This is a genomic window from Desulfovibrio sp. SGI.230, from assembly GCF_050313065.1.
GTDB lineage: Bacteria > Desulfobacterota > Desulfovibrionia > Desulfovibrionales > Desulfovibrionaceae > Desulfovibrio.
Genome location: NZ_JBNPKS010000010.1, coordinates 43,874 through 62,340 on the forward strand (window position 1 = coordinate 43,874; position 18,467 = coordinate 62,340).

Sequence of the window (18,467 nt, forward strand, 5' to 3'; positions counted from 1 at the left end):
ACGTCCGCAACCCTTCATAAGGAGTACCCATGCTGCGCATTTCTCGCCATGCATTGCTCATCCTTCTGCTGGGGATCCTGCTTTTGCCGCAGCTCGCCGCTGCCGCGCCGCAGGCCGCCCCGGCCAATCCTTCAACCTCTGGTAACGACACCATGCTCGTCCGCCTCAAGAACGGCCTGACGGTCCATATCATCCGGGACAGCCGCTTCCCGCTGGTCTGCACGCGCCTGTTCGTAGGCACGGGTTCCGCCAACGAGACCGCCGAGCAGGCGGGCATCAGCCATGTGCTGGAGCATATGGTCTTCAAGGGTACGGAGAAGCGTCCCAAGGGGCAGGTGGCCCGGGATGTGGAATCCCTGGGCGGCTACCTCAACGCGGCCACCAGCTTCGACAAGACCTGGTTCATCACCGACATGCCCGCCAAGCACTGGAAGACGGGCATGGACGTGGTCAAGGACATGGCCTTCCATCCTTCGCTGGATCCGGCCGAGCTGGAAGCGGAAAAGAACGTCATCGTTTCCGAACTCAAGGGCGGTGACGACACGCCCACCCGCCGCCTGTTCGAGGACCTGCAGGTGGCCGGTCTGGCCCACACGGTCTACGGGCGCCCCATCATCGGCTTTGAAAAGACCATCCGGGCCGTGACCGCGGACGACCTGCGGGCCTATATCCGTACTTGGTACCAGCCGCAGAACATGATGCTGCTGGTGGCCGGCGACATCGATCCCAAGGCCGTGCTGGCCCACGCCGAAGAGCTGTTCGGCGGCCTGAAGAACGACACCATCCTGCCCGAGCCCGCTCCCGTGCAGCTGGAAGGCGCCGCGGGCGGTCCCCGTGTCGAGGTGACGTACGGGCCGTGGAACAAGGTCTATCTGGGCATCGCCCTGCCTGCCCCCGCCCTGGGCGACCAGCGCTCCATCGACCTGGACGTGCTGGCCTATGCGCTGGGCGGCGACGGTACTTCGCAGTTCTATCGCAAGTACCGTTACGAAAAACAGCTGGTGGACAGCATCAGCGTCGGCAACATGAGTCTCAACCGCGCGGGCCTGTTCTATATGGTCGCCCAGCTGGATGCGGACAAGGTGGAGCCTTTCTGGCAGGAGTTCACCCGCGATCTGGCCGCGCTGGACGCCGGCAAGATCACGCCCGACGTCATCGAGCGGGCACGCTTCAATTACGAGGACGGCATGGACCGCGCCAGCGAGACCCTGGACGGTCTGACCTCGTGGAAGGCCACGGTACAGTTCGAGCTGGGCGGGCCGCGGGGTGAAGCCAATGTGCGTCATGCGCTGGCCGCCGTGGACAGCGCGCGCCTGCGTCAGGCCCAGGATCTCTGGCTGCGCCCCGATCAGGTGCGCGTGCGCGTGCTGGCGCCCGAAAAGGCCAAGCTGCCCGATCTGGATGCCATTTTGCAGCGCAACTGGCCCGCGCCTGCCGTGGAGCGGCAAAAGGCTGCTGCTGCCGCGGAAAAGGTGGGCAAGCGCGAGATCGTCGATCTGGGGCAGGGCCGTACCGTGATCCTGCAGCCGGACCGCACCATCCCCTATGTGTCGCTGGAGATTCTGCGCCCCGGCGGCAATGCGCTGCTCAAGCCTGCCGACCAGGGCCTGGCCCAGCTCACGGCCGCCACCCTGACCGACGGTTGCGGCACGCGTGACCTGGATGCCATGGAACGCTTCGTGGCCGAACGCGCCGCTTCCCTGAGTGCCTCGGCGGGCGTGCAGAGCTTCACCGTTTCCCTGACGGGCCCGGCCCGCTTCAATGCCGATTACTTCGCCCTGCTGGGCGATCTGCTGCACAAGCCCACCTTTGCCGAAAAGGACGTGCGCCGTCAGGCCGATACGTTGAAGGCGGCCCTGGTGCGCCGTCAGGACAATCCCATGAGCTTCATGGGTTCCAAGATCAACGGTTTCCTCTTCCCCGGCGGCCAGCCCTACGGCTTCGACGGCCTGGGCACGGCGGAGAACCAGGACCGCTTCGGTCCCGGGGACGTGCAGGCCTTCTGGAAACAGCAGAATGCCCAGCCGTGGATCCTTTCCGTGGCCGGGGATTTCGACCGGGAAAAGGTGCTGGCTTTTGCCCGCAGCCTGCCCGTGCCCACCGCGCCTGCCGTGGATGTGCCCCAGCCGACCTGGGGCGCCGACAAGCGTCTGCCCCTGTCCCTGCCCGGTCGCCAGCAGGCCCATCTGCTGCTGGCCTTCCATGCCGTGCCGCTGGATCATCCCGACGCTCCGGCGCTCATGCTGCTGGAATCGGTGCTTTCCGGCCAGAGCGGCCTGCTGTTCAACAAGCTGCGTGACGAGCAGGGCCTGGGCTACACGGTGACGGCCTTTTACCGCAGCCTGCCCGAAGCCGGTTTCATGGCCTTCTATATCGGGACCACGCCCCGCAATCTGGATGTGGCTCGGCAGGGCTTCAGCGGCATCATCAAGGACATCAAGACCGACCTGCTGCCCGCCGAGCTGCTGGCCAAGGGCCTGAACCGCATGGAAGGCAGCTATTATCGTGGTCGCCAGAGCCTGGGCGCGCGGGCCGACGAGGCCGCCAGCGAACGTTTGCTGGGCCAGCCCCAGGACTTCCAGAAGCGTTTGCTGGAAAAGGCCGCCAAGGTGACGCCGGAGCAGCTGCGCGAGGTCGCCCGCAAGTACTTGCTAGTGGACAAGATGTATGAAGTGACCCTGCTGCCCTAGATCAAGGGTGACGGGATGCAATGACAGGGGAAGGGTTCCGGCCGAGGGCAGGGTCCCTTCCCCTTTTGCTTGCGGCAGGGCATTTTTGCCGTGCCGGGCAGGCCCGCCATCTTGACCGGCGTCCGGGCGGGCTTATCTCTGAATAAAGCATCCTGACGGCTGACTGACGCCTGTGCTGTTAGGCCAGAGGGGTGCGGCGACTGATGCGCCGGTGCTGCCGGTGTGGAAAGGTTGTCCGGGATATGTTTCCGTTTTGTGGAAATATGTCCTGTCATACGAAAAATGAAATTTTCAATCCTGCGAGGATGACATGAAACTGACGGACATGCATGTGTTTGACAAGGCCCGTGTGGTGGCCAAGACCCTGGGCATCCAGGTATGCCTTTTTGTGGGCCTGCTGGTGCTGGTCTGGGGCAGCCAGGCCTTCTACGGCGTCATCGATACCAAAAAATTCCCCCAGGCCTACAGTGTGGGCGAGACGGCGAACCTGAGCGAGAACGACAAGGGCAAGCTGCTGGTGGATTCCGTCACCAATCAGCTGCGTCGCGAGATGGGCTCCACCTTCGGCTGGACCATGAACGACATCGTGTTCAACCGCTTCGTGCTGGATAACCGCGCCTATCGCCAGTACGGGGTCTACCACGCCACGCGCGTGCTCATGGACCTGTACTCCACCCAGATCGCCAAGCTGGGCTCCAATGACCGCGAAAGCGAGTTCCTGTACCAGGCCCGCCTCAACGGCTTTGCCGTGGACCCGCGCAGCTTCATGTTCCCCTCGGCGGAAGGCTCTTACAAAAAGGCCCTGAAGCAGGTGGAGGAATACAAGAAGTCCCTGGATACCGGCAAGGGCACCTACAATTGCCGTACTGACGACCTGTACGCGGCCCTGAACACGGTGGTGGGCGAGAACATGCTGGGCTATGCCCTGGGCCTGCTGGCCGATGCCCAGGACATCCCCTTCTATACCCTGGACAACCGCATCTACGAAGTGCAGGGCATGGTGCTGGTCATCCGTGACTTCGTGAAGGCCCTGTACGACCTGTATCCCGAGATCGCCCAGAAGAACAATGCCGAGAACATGGCCGCCGCCATGCAGTTCATGAACGATATCTGCACCTATGATCCCATGTACATCACCTCGTCGTTCAACTCCGGTGAGCTCATCATCTCCTACCTGATGTTCACCAAGAACCGTCTGGAAGACATCCGCGACAGCCTGCGCATCTAGCAGGGCGTCCTTTCACATGCATCGGCAAGGCCGGAGCCCCAAAGGCTCCGGCCTTTTCGTGTTTATGGGCAGGGCTGCGGAGGGGAGGGGGACGGTGGGCATGCGGCCGTTCGTGCGTTTCCGGCCTGCGGCAGGTAGGGAGGGGATTTCGTTCCTTTCCCCGTGATCCTCTTTATGGTCCGGAGCCTCGTCCGTTCGCTTGGCCGGGCTCTTGGCGCCTGCGTATCTGTGCACGGACTGGCAGCCGGAGACGGTCGTCATGGTCGATCGGGGCGGGCTCCGGGCGATCGGGAACAGGATCCCGGAAGGGGAGGTTGCCGCTTGGGATACGGACAGAGGACACTGCAAAAAATAATGGTGCAACGATGGGCAGGGAAGCAGTGATGATTGTACTTGTTTTCACAATTAAAGGCAGCAAGGCGCACTTTTATCACCGGAAAAGCTCAAAGCGTGACATTCCCCCGGAAATCATTGGAAAAGCGTGCATCATTCGCTGACGCATCAAGCCATCTTATTTTATGAGGTTTTTCTTTGCACTTTTTATGAAAACTTGCTATTTCTTTTCCGTATCTCACAGTTTGTTCAGGAGAGACAATGAAAGCTGCTGCCATGAAAACCATTCACGTCAAGGACGCTGTCGGCAGCGTGCTCTGTCACGATATCACCCGCATCGTGCCCGGAGGGGACAAAGGGCCCGTTTTCCGCAAGGGGCATATCGTGAGGGAGGAAGACATCCAAACCCTTCTGGAGGTGGGCAAGGAACATCTGTATGTGTACGAGCCGCAGGAGGGCGTGCTGCATGAGAATGAAGCCGCCCGGCGCATCGCGGCCGCTACGGCCGGGGCCAACATCACGCTGAACGAGCCCAAGGAAGGGCGCATCAACTACTCGGCGTCCTGTATGGGCCTCTTGCGGGTGGATGTCCCCACGCTGACCCGCATCAATTTGTTGGGAGAGATCACCCTGGCCACGCTGCACAGCATGCAGCAGGTCAGGCCGGGACAGAACCTGGCGGGCACCCGCGTGGTGCCCCTGCTCATCGAGGAAAGCAAGATCGTCGCTCTCGAGCAGCTGGTTTCCCGTCCCGTGGTCGAGGTCCTGCCCCTGCAAAAGTTCAAGGTAGGCATTGTCACTACCGGCAGCGAAGTCTACACGGGCCGCATCAAGGATGCCTTCGGCCCTGTGCTTCGAGACAAGTTCGCCCGCCTTGAATGCACCGTCATGGATCAGGTCTTCACCAGCGACGAAGTGGAGATGACCTCGTCAGCCATCAGCGGCTTCATCCGACAGGGAGCCGACATGGTGGTGGTGACGGGCGGCATGTCCGTGGATCCCGACGACAAGACCCCCGCTTCCATCCGTGCCGCTGGCGCGCAGGTGGTGAGCTATGGCGCACCGGTCTATCCCGGGGCCATGTTCCTGCTGGGCTATGTGCCCACGGAACGCGGCCGCGTCCCCGTACTGGGGCTGCCCGGCTGTGTCATGTATTACAAGGCCAGCATCTTCGAACTCGTAGTCCCGCGCCTTCTGGCCGGACTGGAGGTGACAGCCGAGGATATCGCCGGCATGGGTCACGGGGGCTTCTGCTCCGGCTGTGGCGAATGCCGTTATCCCATCTGTCCGTTTGGAAAATAGACGGCGCGGCAGCGACCGTCTCAACTTGCAAGCCGTTTCTAGGAGTCGCATATGGAAACGAAAACGCTTGTGGTCAATGGTATTCCCCGTCAGGTCCTGGTGGATTCCGACACTCTTCTCGTTGACGTGCTGCGCAACCAGCTGCAGATCACCAGCGTCAAGGTCGGTTGCGGTCAGGGCCAGTGTGGTGCCTGTTCCGTGATCCTCGACGGCAAGGTCACCCGCGCCTGCATCGTCAAGATGCGTCGCGTGCCCGATCAGGCCCAGATCACCACCCTCGAAGGCGTGGGCACCCCCGCCAAACTGCATCCCCTCCAGGAATCCTGGATGTTCCACGGTGCGGCCCAGTGCGGTTTCTGCACGCCCGGCTTCATCGTGTCCGCCAAGGCCCTGCTGGACTCCAATCCCGCCCCCAGCCGTGAAGAAGTGCGCGACTGGTTCCAGAAACATCACAATATTTGCCGCTGCACCGGTTACAAGCCCCTGGTGGACGCCGTCATGGACGCCGCCGCCGTCATGCGCGGTGACAAGGACATCGAAGAGCTGCGCTACAAGCTGCCTGCCGACGGCCGCGCCTTCGGTTCGCGTCTACCCCGTCCCAGCGCCCTGGTCAAGGTGACCGGTCTGGCCGAATACGGCGCCGACGCCGCCGTGCACATGCCGCCCGACACCCTGCACCTGGCCCTGGCCCAGGCCAAGGTCTCCCATGCCATCATCAAGGGCATCGACACCTCCGAAGCCGAAAAGATGCCCGGCGTGGTCCGCGTGCTGACCCACAAGGACGTCAAGGGCAAGAACCGCATCACCGGCCTCATTACCTTTGCCGACAACAAGGGCGACGGCTGGGATCGTCCCATCCTCAACGATACCAAGGTGTTCCAGTACGGTGACGCCCTGGCCATCGTCTGCGCCGACAGCGAGGCCCACGCCCGCGCCGCTGCCGACAAGGTCAAGTTCGACCTGGAACTGCTGCCCGAATACATGAGCGCGCCCGAAGCCATGGCTCCCGACGCCATCGAGATCCATCCCGGCACGCCCAACATCTACTATGAGCCCCACATCGAAAAGGGCGAGGACACCAAGCCCTTCTTCGACGATCCCGAAAACGTGGTGGTGGAAGACAGCTTCTACACCCAGCGTCAGCCGCACCTGAACATCGAGCCTGACGTGGGTTACGGCTACCTGAACGAGCAGGGCCAGCTGGTGATCCACTCCAAGTCCATCGGCCTGCACCTGCATGCCCTGATGATCGCCCCCGGTCTGGGCGTGAAATTCCCCGAAGAGCTGGTCATGGTGCAGAACACCACCGGCGGCACCTTCGGCTACAAGTTCAGCCCCACCATGGAAGCCCTCATCGGCGTGGCCGTGCTGGCCACCGGCCGTCCCTGCCACCTGCGCTACAACTACCAGCAGCAACAGCAGTACACCGGCAAGCGTTCGCCCTTCTGGACCAAGGTGCGCATGGCCGCCAACAAGAAGACCGGTAAGATCGTGGCCATGGAGACCGACTGGACCTGCGACCACGGCCCGTACTCCGAATTCGGCGACCTGCTGACCCTGCGCGGCGCCCAGTTCATCGGCGCCGGTTACGGCATCCCCAACATCCGTGGTGACGGCCGCACCGTGGCCACCAACCACGCCTGGGGCGCCGCTTTCCGCGGTTACGGCGGTCCCGAATCGGAATTCCCCTCCGAAGTGCTGATGGACGAACTGGCCGAAAAGCTGGGCATGGATCCCTTCGATCTGCGCGAGCTCAACTGCTACAAGGAAGGCGACACCACGCCTACCGGCCAGAAGCCCGAGGTCATGAACCTGCCCACCATGTTCAAGGCCCTGCGTCCCAAGTATGAGGCCGCCAAAGCCAAGGCCAAGGCGGAATCCACCGATGCCGTCAAGCGCGGCGTGGGCCTGGCCCTTGCCGTGTACGGTGCCGGTCTGGACGGCCCCGACTCCTCCGAAGCCTGGGCCGAACTGAACCCCGACGGCTCCGTGACCATCGGCAGCTCCTGGGAAGATCACGGCCAGGGCGCCGACTCCGGCGCGCAGTGCACCGCCCATGAGGCCCTGCGTCCCATCGGCCTGCCTGTGGAAAAGATCCGCCTGGTCATGAACGACACCAGCAAGACCCCCAACTCCGGTCCTGCCGGCGGTTCCCGCTCCCAGGTGATGACCGGCAACGCCATCCGCGTGGCCTGCGAACAGCTGGTGGAAGCCATGCGCAAGCCTGACGGCGGCTTCTACACCTATGATGAAATGAAGGCCGAAGGCCGCGCCGTGCATCAGGACGGCAAGTGGACCGCTCCGGCCCGCGACTGCGGCAAGAATTGCCAGGGCGAACCCTTCTGCTGCTACATGTACGGCCTGTTCATGGCCGAAGTGGCCGTGGAAGTGGCCACCGGCAAGACCAAGGTGGAAAAGATGACCATGGTGGCCGACATCGGCAAGGTGGTCAACCGCCTGCTCACCGACGGCCAGCTCTACGGCGGTATCGCCCAGGGCATCGGTCTGGCCCTCACCGAAGACTACGAGGACATCAAGAAGCACAGCACCATGGCCGGCGCCGGTATCCCCACCATCAAGGATATCCCGGACGACCTCGAGCTCATCTACGTGGAGACCCCGCGTCCTGACGGCCCCTTCGGCGCCTCCGGCACGGGCGAGATCCCGCTGTGCGGCCCGCATCCGGCCATCATCAACGCCATCTACAACGCCTGCGGCGCTCGCGTGACCCATCTGCCCGCGTACCCCGAAAAGGTGTTGGCGGCCATGCCCAAGAAGTAAATGGAACAATGACTGTCCGGGGGGCCGGTTCGCCGGTCCCCCGTCAGATGCAGACAAGGCTGACGGCATCCTGCTGGAGGGATGCCGTCTTGCCCTGCACCGTTTTTTCTTCCCTGCCCGCCGCAGGCGTGCCGTGTGCCGTATCCGTTGCCTGCCTCCTCATGGGGCATGACGATGCGGGGCCCCTGCCCGCTGGCATCCCGAGGTCCCCATGAGCATTTCCATGAACAGCCAGAGCGCGCTGCATGAAGTGGAGTCCCGCTGCACGCAGGAGCGCCCGCCCCGTTGCCAGTCCCTGTGTCCGCTGGGTCTGGACGCGCGCGCCTTCCTCGGCCATGCCGCCGAAGGCCGCTGGAGCGACGCCCGCAAACAGCTGGAACGTTATCTGCCCCTGCCGGGTCTGCTGGCCCGCGTCTGCGACCATCCCTGCGAACAGGGCTGCCTGCGCGGCGATCTGGGGGGCGCCGTCAACCTGCACGGGCTGGAGATCTTCTGCACGAAGCATCTGGGCGTGCAGACCCGTTCCCTGCCCATGCCGCGCAAACAAAAGCGCATCGCCGTCATCGGTGCCGGCCTGGCCGGTCTGGTCTGTGCCTGGGATCTGGCCGGCAAGGGCTATCCCGTGACCGTCTTCCATGAAGGCGATCCCAAAGCGCAGCTGCTGTCCTGCTGGCCCGTGCTGGCCGGGGCGGGGGCCGCGGCCCTGGATGCCGAATGGGAGGCCCTGGGCCGCCGGGGCGTGCGCTTTGAGCAAGCCTCCACGGATGCGGCCTGCCTGCAGCAGGCTGTCGGGGAGTACGAGGGCGTCCTGCTGGATGCCGGGGCCCTGCCGGAGCTGGCGCCCGCCGAAGACGGCGTGGACGCGCAGATCCTGCACTGGCGGGACAACATCTGCTGCGCGGGCTGGGCCAGCGTCACGCCCACGGGCCACCGTTTCGCGTCCGCGTCGCGGCAGGCCGGGCAGGGCAGGAGTGCGGCCCGGACCCTGGAGCGGCTGGTGGCCGGCGTGTCCCTGACCGCGGCCCGCGATACGGACGAGCGCAGCCTGTACACCGAGCTGGACGGCATCGCGCCGGTGGAGCGGGTCCTGCCCGTCGCGGAAGTCTATTCCGAGGCGGAGGCCCGGCAGGAGGCCGGACGCTGCCTGCAATGCCAGTGCCTTGTCTGCGTCAAGGCCTGCGTCTATCTGCAAAAATACAAGGGCTATCCTCGCGTCTACGCCCGCCAGATGTACAACAATGCGGCCATCGTCAAAGGCCTGCATCTGGCCAACAACCTCATCAACGGTTGCGCCTTGTGCGGGCAGTGCGAGGAACTGTGCCCCGAGAATTTCTCCATGGCCGAGCTCTGCCTGAGCGCGCGGCAGGATATGGTGGAGCGCGGCGTCATGCCGCCTTCGGCCCATGAATTCGCGCTGGAGGACATGGAAGCCGCCAGCGGCCCGGAATGCGCCCTGAGCATCAGGGGAGGGGAGGGCGGCTGGCTGTTCTTCCCCGGCTGCCAGCTGGCGGCCTCGCGTGGGGAGCAGGTGGAAGCCCTCTATGCCTGGCTGCGTGACGCGCTGGCCGGGCAGGGCGAGTTCGCTCCCGGCCTGGAACGCGGGCCCGTGAGCCTGCTGCTGCGCTGTTGCGGCATCCCGGCACGCTGGGGCGGCCGCGAAGAACTTTTTGCCCGACAGGCGCAGGAATTGCGGCAGCAATGGGAAGGACTGGGCAGGCCGCGGATCATGGCCGCCTGTTCGTCCTGCCTCTCCGTCCTGCGCGAGGTCCTGCCCGAGGCGCGGGCCCTCTCCCTCTGGGAGGTACTGGATGCCCTGCCGTGGCCCGAAGGCACTTCCGGCGGTGCGGACAGGGGCACCCTGCTGACCATGCAGGACCCCTGCACGGCCCGGCACGATACGGCATGGCAGGACGCCGTGCGTTCGCTGGCGCGCAAGGCCGGCATGATCCCGGAAGAGCCGCCGCAGGGGCGCGACAGGACGGCCTGCTGCGGGTACGGCGGTCTGGTCTGGTGTGCCCAGCCGGAACTGGCCGATGCCATGGCCGGTCACCGGGCCGGAGGATTGCCGCATGCGGCCCTCAGTTCCTGCATCATGTGCCGTGACCGTCTGGCGGGCAGCGGCAAGCCCGGTCTGCATCTGCTGGACCTGCTGCCGCAGCTGGCCCCGCTGGCCCACGGTCTGGAGCCGGAAAAGGGCCCCGGCCTTTCGGAACGGCGCGCCCGTCGTGCGGCCTTGCGCCGTCGTCTGGCCCGTATCTGGCTGGGGCAGGAGCTGGCCGAACCGGCCGCCGGGCGGCTGGACCTTGTCCCCGGCCTGCTGGAAGAGCTGGAGCGTCGCCATATCCTGCTGGAGGACGTGGACGGGGCCGTGGCGGCCGTGGAAGCGGAAAAGGCTTATTTCGTGGATGCGGAGAGCGGCCATCGCCTGGGCGCGTGGCGGCCGCGCAACGTGACCTTCTGGGTGGAATACACGGAAGAAGACGGGCGCTGGCTGTTGCATGATGCCTGGTGCCACCGGATGCGCGTGCCGGGCAGCGGCGGCGTGCAGGAAAACGGCTGCTGCGGGGAGGCGTAAGATGAGTATCGGTCCCAATTATGAACCGGATGGCGGCAGCTGGACGTGCGGCCGCTGTGGCTGCCCGCTGGAACAGGGCAAGGTGCAGGTCTTTTACCTCAACAGCGCTTTTGACGTCATGCTGCCGCGCTGTCCGCAATGCGGGCTGACCATGGTGCCCAAGTCACTGGCCGAGGGCAAGATGCTGGAAGTGGAAGCCCTGCTGGAAGACAAGTGAGCCAGCTCTACACTAGGCCGGAATTCAGGCGCATCGCGGGCGAACACTGGCGGCCCGGCGGGACGGAGATCACGGACAGGCTGCTGGCCCTGGGGCGGCGCTGGCATGATGCCGGGGCGGAGGGCCGTATCCTGGACGTGGGCTGCGGGCCCGGCGGCAGTGTGCGCCATCTGAGGCAGCAGGGGCGGCAGGTCTGGGGCCTGGATACCGTGCTGCGTCCCCAGTGGCGGACGGAAGCTCCGCCTGTGACCGGGGAACGGCCGTATCTGGTGGCCGATGCCTGCGCTGGCCTGCCCCTGCGGGACGGTGTGCTGGATATGATATTGTGTGAATGCGTGTTGTCCGTATTGCCGGACCCCGCCGCCTTTCTGCAGGAGGCCCGGCGCGTCTTGCGGCCGGGCGGTCTGCTGGCGTGCAGTGATCTGTACCGGCGTGGAGAAGAGAGCGTCCTTGCTCCACAGCCCGCCGGCTGTGCGTCCGGGGCCCGTTCCCGTGCGGGCTGGACGGCGCTGTGCGAAGGGGCGGGCTTCACCGTCCGGCATTTCGAGGATGCCAGCCCGGCCCTGGCCCGTCTGGCCGCGGCGCTGGTCTGGTATGGCGACAAGCGGAGCCTGCGGGAATGGGGCCTGTGCGGGCCCGGCTGCGGCGGAGCGGCATCCCGGCCCGGTTATGCGCTCTGGATCGCGCAAAAGGAGGAATGATGCATCCCCTGATGATGGATCTTTTGCCGCTGGTGCGGCAGGGCTATTGTTGCAGCCAGCTGCTGGTGCAGCTTCTGGTACAGGCCCAGGGCAGGGAAGTTCCGGATCTGGTGCGGGCCCTGCACGGCCTTTGTCACGGCATCGGCCAGTCCGGCGGGCCCTGCGGCCTGCTCACGGGCGGTGCCTGTGTGCTGGCCCTGCTGGCGGGCAAAGGCGCGGAAGGCGAGGAGCCCCATCCCATGCTGGCCCCCCTGCTCAATGACTACGCCGGCTGGTTTTACGGGCGCACGGCGGCCTACGGCGGCCACTCCTGCGAGCAGGTGGCGCTGGGGCTGGGAGCGCGTACGGCGGCGGGCGCGGAGCCCGATCCCGTGGCCTGTGGCGACCTGCTGGCCGAATGCTGGGAAAAGATTTTGGAGCTGATCCAGAACTACGATCTGGATTTCATGGCCCATGCCTGAGGTGGACGTGGAGATATTGCACGAGACCCAGAGCCTGTGCCCTGTCTGCCTGCGACGGCTGGATGCCCGGTATGTGCGGCGGGGGCAGAGCATCCTGCTGGAGCGTACCTGCCCGGAACACGGCACCTTTGCCGTGGACATCTGGCACGAACGGACGGAAGAGGACGTCACGCCGCCGCGTTTCGACGGCTGGTCACGGCCCAAAACGCCGTCGTACCCGCGTGAACCGCGCACAGCTGTCCGGCACGGCTGCCCCTATGATTGCGGTCTGTGTCCGGCCCATGCCCAGCATACCTGCACGGGCCTGGTGGAAGTGACCCTGCGCTGCAACATGGCCTGCCCCATCTGCTATGCGGCGGCCGGCGGGGCCGTGCCCGACGATCCTTCGCCGGAGACCGTGGCCTTCCAGCTGGACAGCCTGCGCCGGGCCTCGCCGGGCTGCAATGTCCAGCTTTCCGGCGGCGAGCCCACCGTGCGCGACGATCTGCCCGCCATCATCCGCATGGCGCGGGAACGGGGCTTCGGCCTGTTGCAGGTCAACAGCAACGGTCTGCGTCTGGGGCTGGAAGCGGGCTATGCCCGAACGCTGCGCGAGGCCGGGCTGGATTCCGTCTACCTGCAATGGGACAGCCCCGATCTGGAGGGCTGTCTGCCTTTGCGGGGGACCGTGGCCCTGCCCGATGGGCTGGATCTGCTGGCGGTCAAGCGCCGGGCCGTGGAGCAGTGCACGGCCGCCGGTCTGGGCGTGGTGCTGGTGGCCACCGTGGCCCGGGGCGTCAATGATGACCGTCTGGGGGCCCTGCTGCGTCTGGCGCTGAAGCTGGGCCCCGGCGTGCGCGGCCTGCATATCCAGCCCGTGGCCCGTTTCGGCCGCTATCCCGGACGGCTGGAGGACGGCCTCCGCTTCACCCTCAGCGATGTGATGGCCGCCCTGTGCCGTCAGGTCCCGCAGTGGCTGCGCATGGAGCATTTCCATCCGCCGGGCTGCGAGCATTCCCTTTGCTCCTTCAGTTCGCTCTACGCGCGGGAAAAGGCGGCGGACGGCAGCCCATCCCTGCGCTGGCTGCCTGATGCGGCCCGCTCCTGCTGCGGTCCTGCCGTGGACAAGGTGCCGGTCCCGGCGGCCGAAGGGGCGCGCAAGTCCCGGCAGTTCGTGGCCAGTCACTGGCGCGGTGACGACAGTCCCCGGGACGGGGGCAAGGCGGCGCTGGCCGATGACTTCGGCCGCTTTCTGGCCCGTGCCGGGGCCGAACAGCGCTTCACCCTTTCCTGCATGGCTTTTCAGGATGCGCTCTCTCTGGACGTGGAGCGGGTGCGCGGCTGCTGCATCCATGTGGTGCGCCCCGATGGCCGCATGATCCCCTTCTGCCTCCACAACCTTACGTCCACGGAAGGCCGGATGCTCTATCCGCAGCGTCTGGCTTGCGGGGAGGAAGGCCATGACGGCATCTGATCCGCGTTCTCCGGCAAAGGCACGGAGTACGGGGCAAGCGCCGTCGCTCCTGCCCCCGGCCGTCCGGCAGGCCCTGGAACATCCCGGGCCTTTCGCGCTGGGGCTGGATGCCTGGCTGGCGGCGGAGTGCGGTGCGACGCACCCCCAAGAACTGGCCGCCGCCGTGCGGGCACGCCAGCTGGAGCTGCTCAATGCCGATCTTTGCCATATGGCGCTGCACAGTCCTTTGTACCGGCAACGTCTGGCCGGGGTCGGGCGCTGGTCCGCGGCAGGTCTTCGTCCTTTGCATGATCTTTCCGAACTGGCGGAACTGCCGTTCACCACGGCCGACGATCTGCGCCCCGGCGAGGCGCTGCTCTGTGTTTCGCGTGACGAGGTGGCGCGCATGGTCACGGTGAGCACCTCCGGCAGTACGGGCGCGCCCAAACGGCTGGCCTTCAGCGATGCCGAGCTGGCGCGCACACGGGACTTCTTTGCCGTGGGCATGGCCCAGATGGTCACGGCAGGGCAGCACGTGGTCGTGCTGTTGCCGGGCGCCCACCGTCCGCGGGGCATCACGGATCTGCTGGCCGGGAGCCTGGCGCCGCAGGGCGTGAGCGTGACGGCCTGCATGGACCTGGCCGACCTGCTGCTGTGCGTGCCGGAGCAGGCCCCGGAAGGGGCGGCGGCCCGTCTGGCGGCTGTCCGTGCCGCCTGGCAGACACTTTCGGCCACCGCTCCCGCCGGTCTGGGGCTCGTGCTGCTGCCCCGCCAGATGGCGTGCCTGTGGCGGGCCTTTCCCCAGACGCCGCCGGGCCTGTGTGCCGCCCTGTGTGCTGCCGACTGGCTGGATCCCGGTCTGCGCCGTCAGGTGGAGCAGGGCTGGGATTGCCTTGTACTGGATCATTACGGCTCCACGGAGAGCGCCTTTGCCGGGGCCGTGCAGTGCCGCTGCCGTGAAGGGCGGCATGTGCGGGCCCTGGACCTGCTGCTGGAGATAGTCCATCCTGTGACGGGCAAGGTCCTGCCGGCGGGCGAGACCGGGGAGCTGGTCATCACCACCTTGCAGCGGCGGGCCATGCCCCTGTTGCGTTACCGTACGGGCGACATGGCCAGCCTGCTGGACGGGCCCTGTGCCTGCGGCAGTCCGTTGCCGCGTCTGGGGCCGGTGCTGGGGCGCATCGAGTATGCCGGACAGGGATTTCGAGTGACGCATCCCCGCAAAGGGGGGAGCGAGGAGAGGAGGTCATGCACCATTACGCTTTGATACTGGCTGCCGGTGCGGCGTCCCGCATGGGGCGGTGCAAGGCCCTGCTGCCGCTGCCCTTCCCGGACGGGGACTGCTGCGCTCTGGAGCGTCTGGCCCGGATGTACGCTTTTTGCGGGCAGCGCTTCGTGGTCACCGGACATCATGCGGGGCTGCTGGAGCCGGTGGCACCCGGCTGGGGCCTGCGCGCTGTCCGTAATCCCCGCCCGGAAGACGGCATGTTCTCTTCCATCTGTGCGGGGCTCCATGCCGTTCTGGAACAGGCCCGGGCGGATGGCGTGGAACCGGAGCAGGGCGGCGTGTTCGTCCATCCTGTGGACGTGCCCCTGACCCGGCGCCTGACCCTGCTGGCCCTGCTGCGGACTGCGGACGCCGTGCCGGGGACAGCCCTGCAGGCGGCCTTCTGTGGCGAGCCGGGGCATCCCGTCTATCTGCCCCTTTCCCTCGTGCCCGCCATCCTTGCCCATGACGGTCGTGAAGGCCTGCGCGGTGCGCTGGCGTCTGTCCCCTGTCGTCAGGTGCCGGTGGCCGATGCCGCCATGCTGCTGGATATGGATACTCCCGAACAGTACGCGGATCTGCAGGACAGGGCCGCCTGCCACGATGCCCTGACGCGGGACGAGGCCGAAGGCCTGCTGCTCCAGGCCGGTGTGCCGGAGCGGGGGCTGCGTCATGCGCTGGCCGTGGGCCGGGTGGCGGAAGCCCTGTGCGCGGCCCTGGCGGAGGCCCGGGGCGAGAAGGCTCCCATGGAGACGGCTTTGGCGCTGGCCTCCGGGCTGACGCACGATATCTGCAAGGGCGTGCATGGCCATGAGGCCGCCGGAGGGCGGCTGCTGGCTCGTCTGGGGCTGGCCCGCATGGCTGCCATCGTGGCGGCCCACAGGGATCAGAGCGTCCCGGCGGAAAAAAAACTGGGTGCGCACGAGCTGGTCTATCTGGCGGACAAATACTGCCGGGGCGGGATCTGGGTGCCGGTGGCGCAGCGTTTTGCCCAGAAACTGGAAGAATTCGGCGCTGATCCGGGCGCCCGGGCCGGTATCGAAGGGCGGCGCGACCGGGCACTGGCTCTGGAACGGCGGCTGGCCGTGGAGCTGGGCCGTGACCCCGCCCAGCTGGCACGGGAAGTGCTGGATACGGCGGACATCGGTACGCGCGCGCAGATGCTGGATGCCCGGCGCGCTCTCTGGACGCCGCTGTGCCCGCTGGGAGAGGATGCCTGACATGGCCGGGCTCTGGCTGTTGCGTCACGGTTCTTTGCCGCCCAATCCTGAGCGGCGTTTCGTGGGCGCGCGCGACATCGCCCTGACCGCTGCGGGACGGGAGCAAATACGGCAGGCCGCCCGGGCCCTGCTGGCGGAATGCGGTGCGGCAAACGGACTGCCGCCCTTTGGTGCCGCAGCCACCGGGCAGGGCAGACATGCGCGGACGGCGGTGGCAGGGGCGGCGGAGAGAGGGGCGCTACGGGAAGGGGAGAGCGGCCGGTATGGGCCCTTCCTGCCCCGGTACATCATCTGCTCGGATCTGGGGCGCTGCCGGGAAAGCGCACGGCTGGTGCAGGAAGTCTTCCATGCCCGGGGCCATGCCATAGATATTTTTCCCGATGCGGGACTGCGCGAGATCTCGCTGGGGCTGTGGGAAGGGCTGACCGTGGCCGAAGTGGAAAGCCGCTGGCCGGGCAGCCATGCGGCACGCGGGGCAGACATGGCGGGCTTTGCGCCGCCGCAGGGAGAGAGCTTCGCCGCCGTGCAGGACCGTGCCGTGGCCTGTGTGGAACGCTGGCAGGCCCGTTATCCTGATGAGTGTTTGCTGCTGGTCAGCCACGCGGGCGTACTGCGAACGCTGCTGTGCCATTGGCTGGCCCTGCCGCTGGCCGAAGTGATGCGCGTCCCCCAGCATTATGCCTGCCGTATCTGGCTGTCGGGACAGGAATTTTAGAGGGGAAGAGCTTCCTCTAGCGGGGGCTTGGGGGCTTCCTTTCCATCTTCTCCAAGACGCTTTGGTCAGGGAAATGGCAGGGGGGCGCCTACAAGGTCGGCTTGCCCCTGTGGCCTGCCGGTAACAGAAACGAAGAGACCGAAGGCTGTTGGATGTGGGACTTTGAAAGGCGGACCTCCCAACTGCACGGTCCGGCTGTCGTTGTGGAGGGGGATGCCCCGGGTGATGCCGTGCGCGGGGAGGGCGTCCGAGGGAAAAGAGTTTTATGTCTGCGTAACGGGAGAGCGGCACAGGGCGGGTCTGTGACGATGCCCTGGGACAGCGCGCGGGGCCTCCTGAAAGAAGCCCCGGTGTTCCTTCCTAATCCAGGGTCAGGATGACGGACAGGGCCTTGAAGATGACCCAGACGCTGCTGCCCACCGGCGGGATGGGGCTTTCACCGCGTACATGCAGGGCGCAGGCCTGGCTGCCGTCAGGCAGGTTGACCAGGATCTCGGCCAGCATCTCGTCCTGGCGCACGCGTTCCACCGTGCCCCGGAAGCAGTTGCGTGTGGCCACGGGGGGCTTGTCCTGGCCCTGGTCGGGTTCGATGATGATCCAGGGGGCCTTGATGCTGGCGGTGACCAGCATGTCCTTGGAAAGCCCCAGGCTCTTGCAGCTTTCATCCGTGATCATGGCCGTGACGCGCAGGCCGCCCGCCGTGCACAGGACCACGGTGACGATGATGCCCGAGGCCCGCAAGTGTTCGATGCGGCCGTGGAAGACGTTTCGGGCGCTGGTACGCAGCCCGCTGGTACGCTGGACATGTTCACGCAGCAGGGTCTGCGCGGCCTTGAGGTTGTAGCGGATGCTGCCGGACTGCTGACGGCGGTTGCGCCCGGCGAACATGTCGGCCACAGGGGCGGGCAGGCCCTGGCGGACCAGCTCGAGGATGCGGGTCTGGCGCAGGCTGCGGGCACTGAGCAGGCCCGCGGGCAGGCCGCAGGCATTGCCGCACTGCTGCAGGCTGCGCCGCACATAGCTGGCATCGCAGTGGAGCAGGGCGCCGCTGGGCGTGAACAGGGCGGGGTCTTCCATCATCTGGCGCAGGCGGCGGCAATGGGTGGCCGGCAGGGGGACCTGCCGGGCATGTTCCCCCTGGATGTGGATGATCCCGGAGCCCCAGTCCATGTGCCCCAGTTCCAGGGCAAGGGCCTCCACCAGGCGCAGACCGCCATAACGCAAGAGCATGAAGATGCACCACAGGCGGGCATGGGCCCGGCGTGCCCGCATGCTGGTCGATTCGGCGTACTGCTGCCAGTACCAGGATTCGGCGGCCAGCAGTTCCTGATCGCTCAGGCCTTTTTCGTCACGCAGCAGGCTGGCAGTGTCCTGGCGCATGAGCTTCTGCTGCAGCCATTTCCTGTCTTCCGTCTCCAGACTGTGCAGTAAAGTGCTAAATTTTTCACGTTTTTGCGCGGAAACCATAGAAAACCTCCCTGAAGCTTCCCTAAAATAACTTGTATCATAAGATGTTACAAGTTGTCGCGCTTTTCATATAATCCG

13 protein-coding genes are annotated in these 18,467 nt (G+C 66.0%); 12 read left to right on the forward strand and 1 reads right to left on the reverse strand.

Annotation, left to right across the window (positions count from 1 at the left end):
- The first annotated feature begins 29 nt into the window (after positions 1-29).
- The 12 genes from ACQRAG_RS08765 (at position 30) to ACQRAG_RS08820 (ending at position 16,922) form a co-directional block, all read left to right on the forward strand.
- Positions 30-2,690 carry a M16 family metallopeptidase gene (locus ACQRAG_RS08765; protein WP_427803979.1) on the forward strand — a complete coding sequence of 887 codons (2,661 nt, stop codon included), beginning with the start codon at positions 30-32 and terminating at the stop codon, positions 2,688-2,690.
- A 310-nt stretch (positions 2,691-3,000) separates the two neighbouring features.
- Positions 3,001-3,918: a DUF2333 family protein gene (locus ACQRAG_RS08770; protein WP_168934855.1), complete on the forward strand. Its 918-nt coding sequence runs from the start codon at positions 3,001-3,003 to the stop codon at positions 3,916-3,918.
- 609 nt (positions 3,919-4,527) lie between these two features.
- A complete protein-coding gene (locus ACQRAG_RS08775) occupies positions 4,528-5,553 on the forward strand; it encodes a molybdopterin-binding protein (RefSeq protein ID WP_427803978.1) in 1,026 nt (341 codons plus the stop codon).
- 51 nt (positions 5,554-5,604) lie between these two features.
- The gene (locus tag ACQRAG_RS08780) at positions 5,605-8,334 is read left to right on the forward strand and encodes a molybdopterin-dependent aldehyde oxidoreductase (RefSeq protein WP_204625309.1); all 2,730 of its coding nucleotides are present in this window, start codon (positions 5,605-5,607) and stop codon (positions 8,332-8,334) included.
- 211 nt (positions 8,335-8,545) lie between these two features.
- Positions 8,546-10,909, forward strand: a complete 2,364-nt coding sequence (locus tag ACQRAG_RS08785) for a pyridine nucleotide-disulfide oxidoreductase/dicluster-binding protein (protein ID WP_427803977.1) — start codon at positions 8,546-8,548, stop codon at positions 10,907-10,909.
- A 1-nt stretch (position 10,910) separates the two neighbouring features.
- The gene (locus ACQRAG_RS08790) at positions 10,911-11,126 is read left to right on the forward strand and encodes a DVU_1557 family redox protein (RefSeq protein WP_040369047.1); all 216 of its coding nucleotides are present in this window, start codon (positions 10,911-10,913) and stop codon (positions 11,124-11,126) included.
- Positions 11,123-11,827 (forward strand): DVU_1556 family methyltransferase, encoded by a 705-nt coding sequence (gene trsM, locus ACQRAG_RS08795; RefSeq protein ID WP_303866923.1) that lies wholly within the window; start codon positions 11,123-11,125, stop codon positions 11,825-11,827. The genes ACQRAG_RS08790 and trsM overlap by 4 nt, the downstream gene beginning before the upstream one ends.
- The gene (locus tag ACQRAG_RS08800) at positions 11,824-12,288 is read left to right on the forward strand and encodes a DVU_1555 family C-GCAxxG-C-C protein (RefSeq protein ID WP_427803976.1); all 465 of its coding nucleotides are present in this window, start codon (positions 11,824-11,826) and stop codon (positions 12,286-12,288) included. The genes trsM and ACQRAG_RS08800 overlap by 4 nt, the downstream gene beginning before the upstream one ends.
- Entirely contained in the window at positions 12,281-13,741 is a 1,461-nt protein-coding gene (gene trsS / locus ACQRAG_RS08805) for a radical SAM (seleno)protein TrsS (RefSeq protein ID WP_300646270.1), read from the forward strand. The genes ACQRAG_RS08800 and trsS overlap by 8 nt, the downstream gene beginning before the upstream one ends.
- Positions 13,728-14,987, forward strand: a complete 1,260-nt coding sequence (locus ACQRAG_RS08810; RefSeq protein WP_427803975.1) for a DVU_1553 family AMP-dependent CoA ligase — start codon at positions 13,728-13,730, stop codon at positions 14,985-14,987. The genes trsS and ACQRAG_RS08810 overlap by 14 nt, the downstream gene beginning before the upstream one ends.
- Positions 14,969-16,207: a DVU_1551 family NTP transferase gene (locus ACQRAG_RS08815; protein WP_427803974.1), complete on the forward strand. Its 1,239-nt coding sequence runs from the start codon at positions 14,969-14,971 to the stop codon at positions 16,205-16,207. Before ACQRAG_RS08810 ends, ACQRAG_RS08815 begins: the two co-directional genes overlap by 19 nt.
- A 1-nt stretch (position 16,208) precedes the next feature.
- Entirely contained in the window at positions 16,209-16,922 is a 714-nt protein-coding gene (locus ACQRAG_RS08820) for a histidine phosphatase family protein (protein ID WP_427803973.1), read from the forward strand.
- Positions 16,923-17,282: 360 nt separating this feature from the next.
- Here the strand turns inward: ACQRAG_RS08820 and ACQRAG_RS08825 are convergent, their stop codons facing one another.
- Positions 17,283-18,302, reverse strand: a complete 1,020-nt coding sequence (locus ACQRAG_RS08825) for a TOBE domain-containing protein (RefSeq protein WP_303899639.1) — start codon at positions 18,300-18,302, stop codon at positions 17,283-17,285.
- Positions 18,303-18,467: the final 165 nt, after the last annotated feature.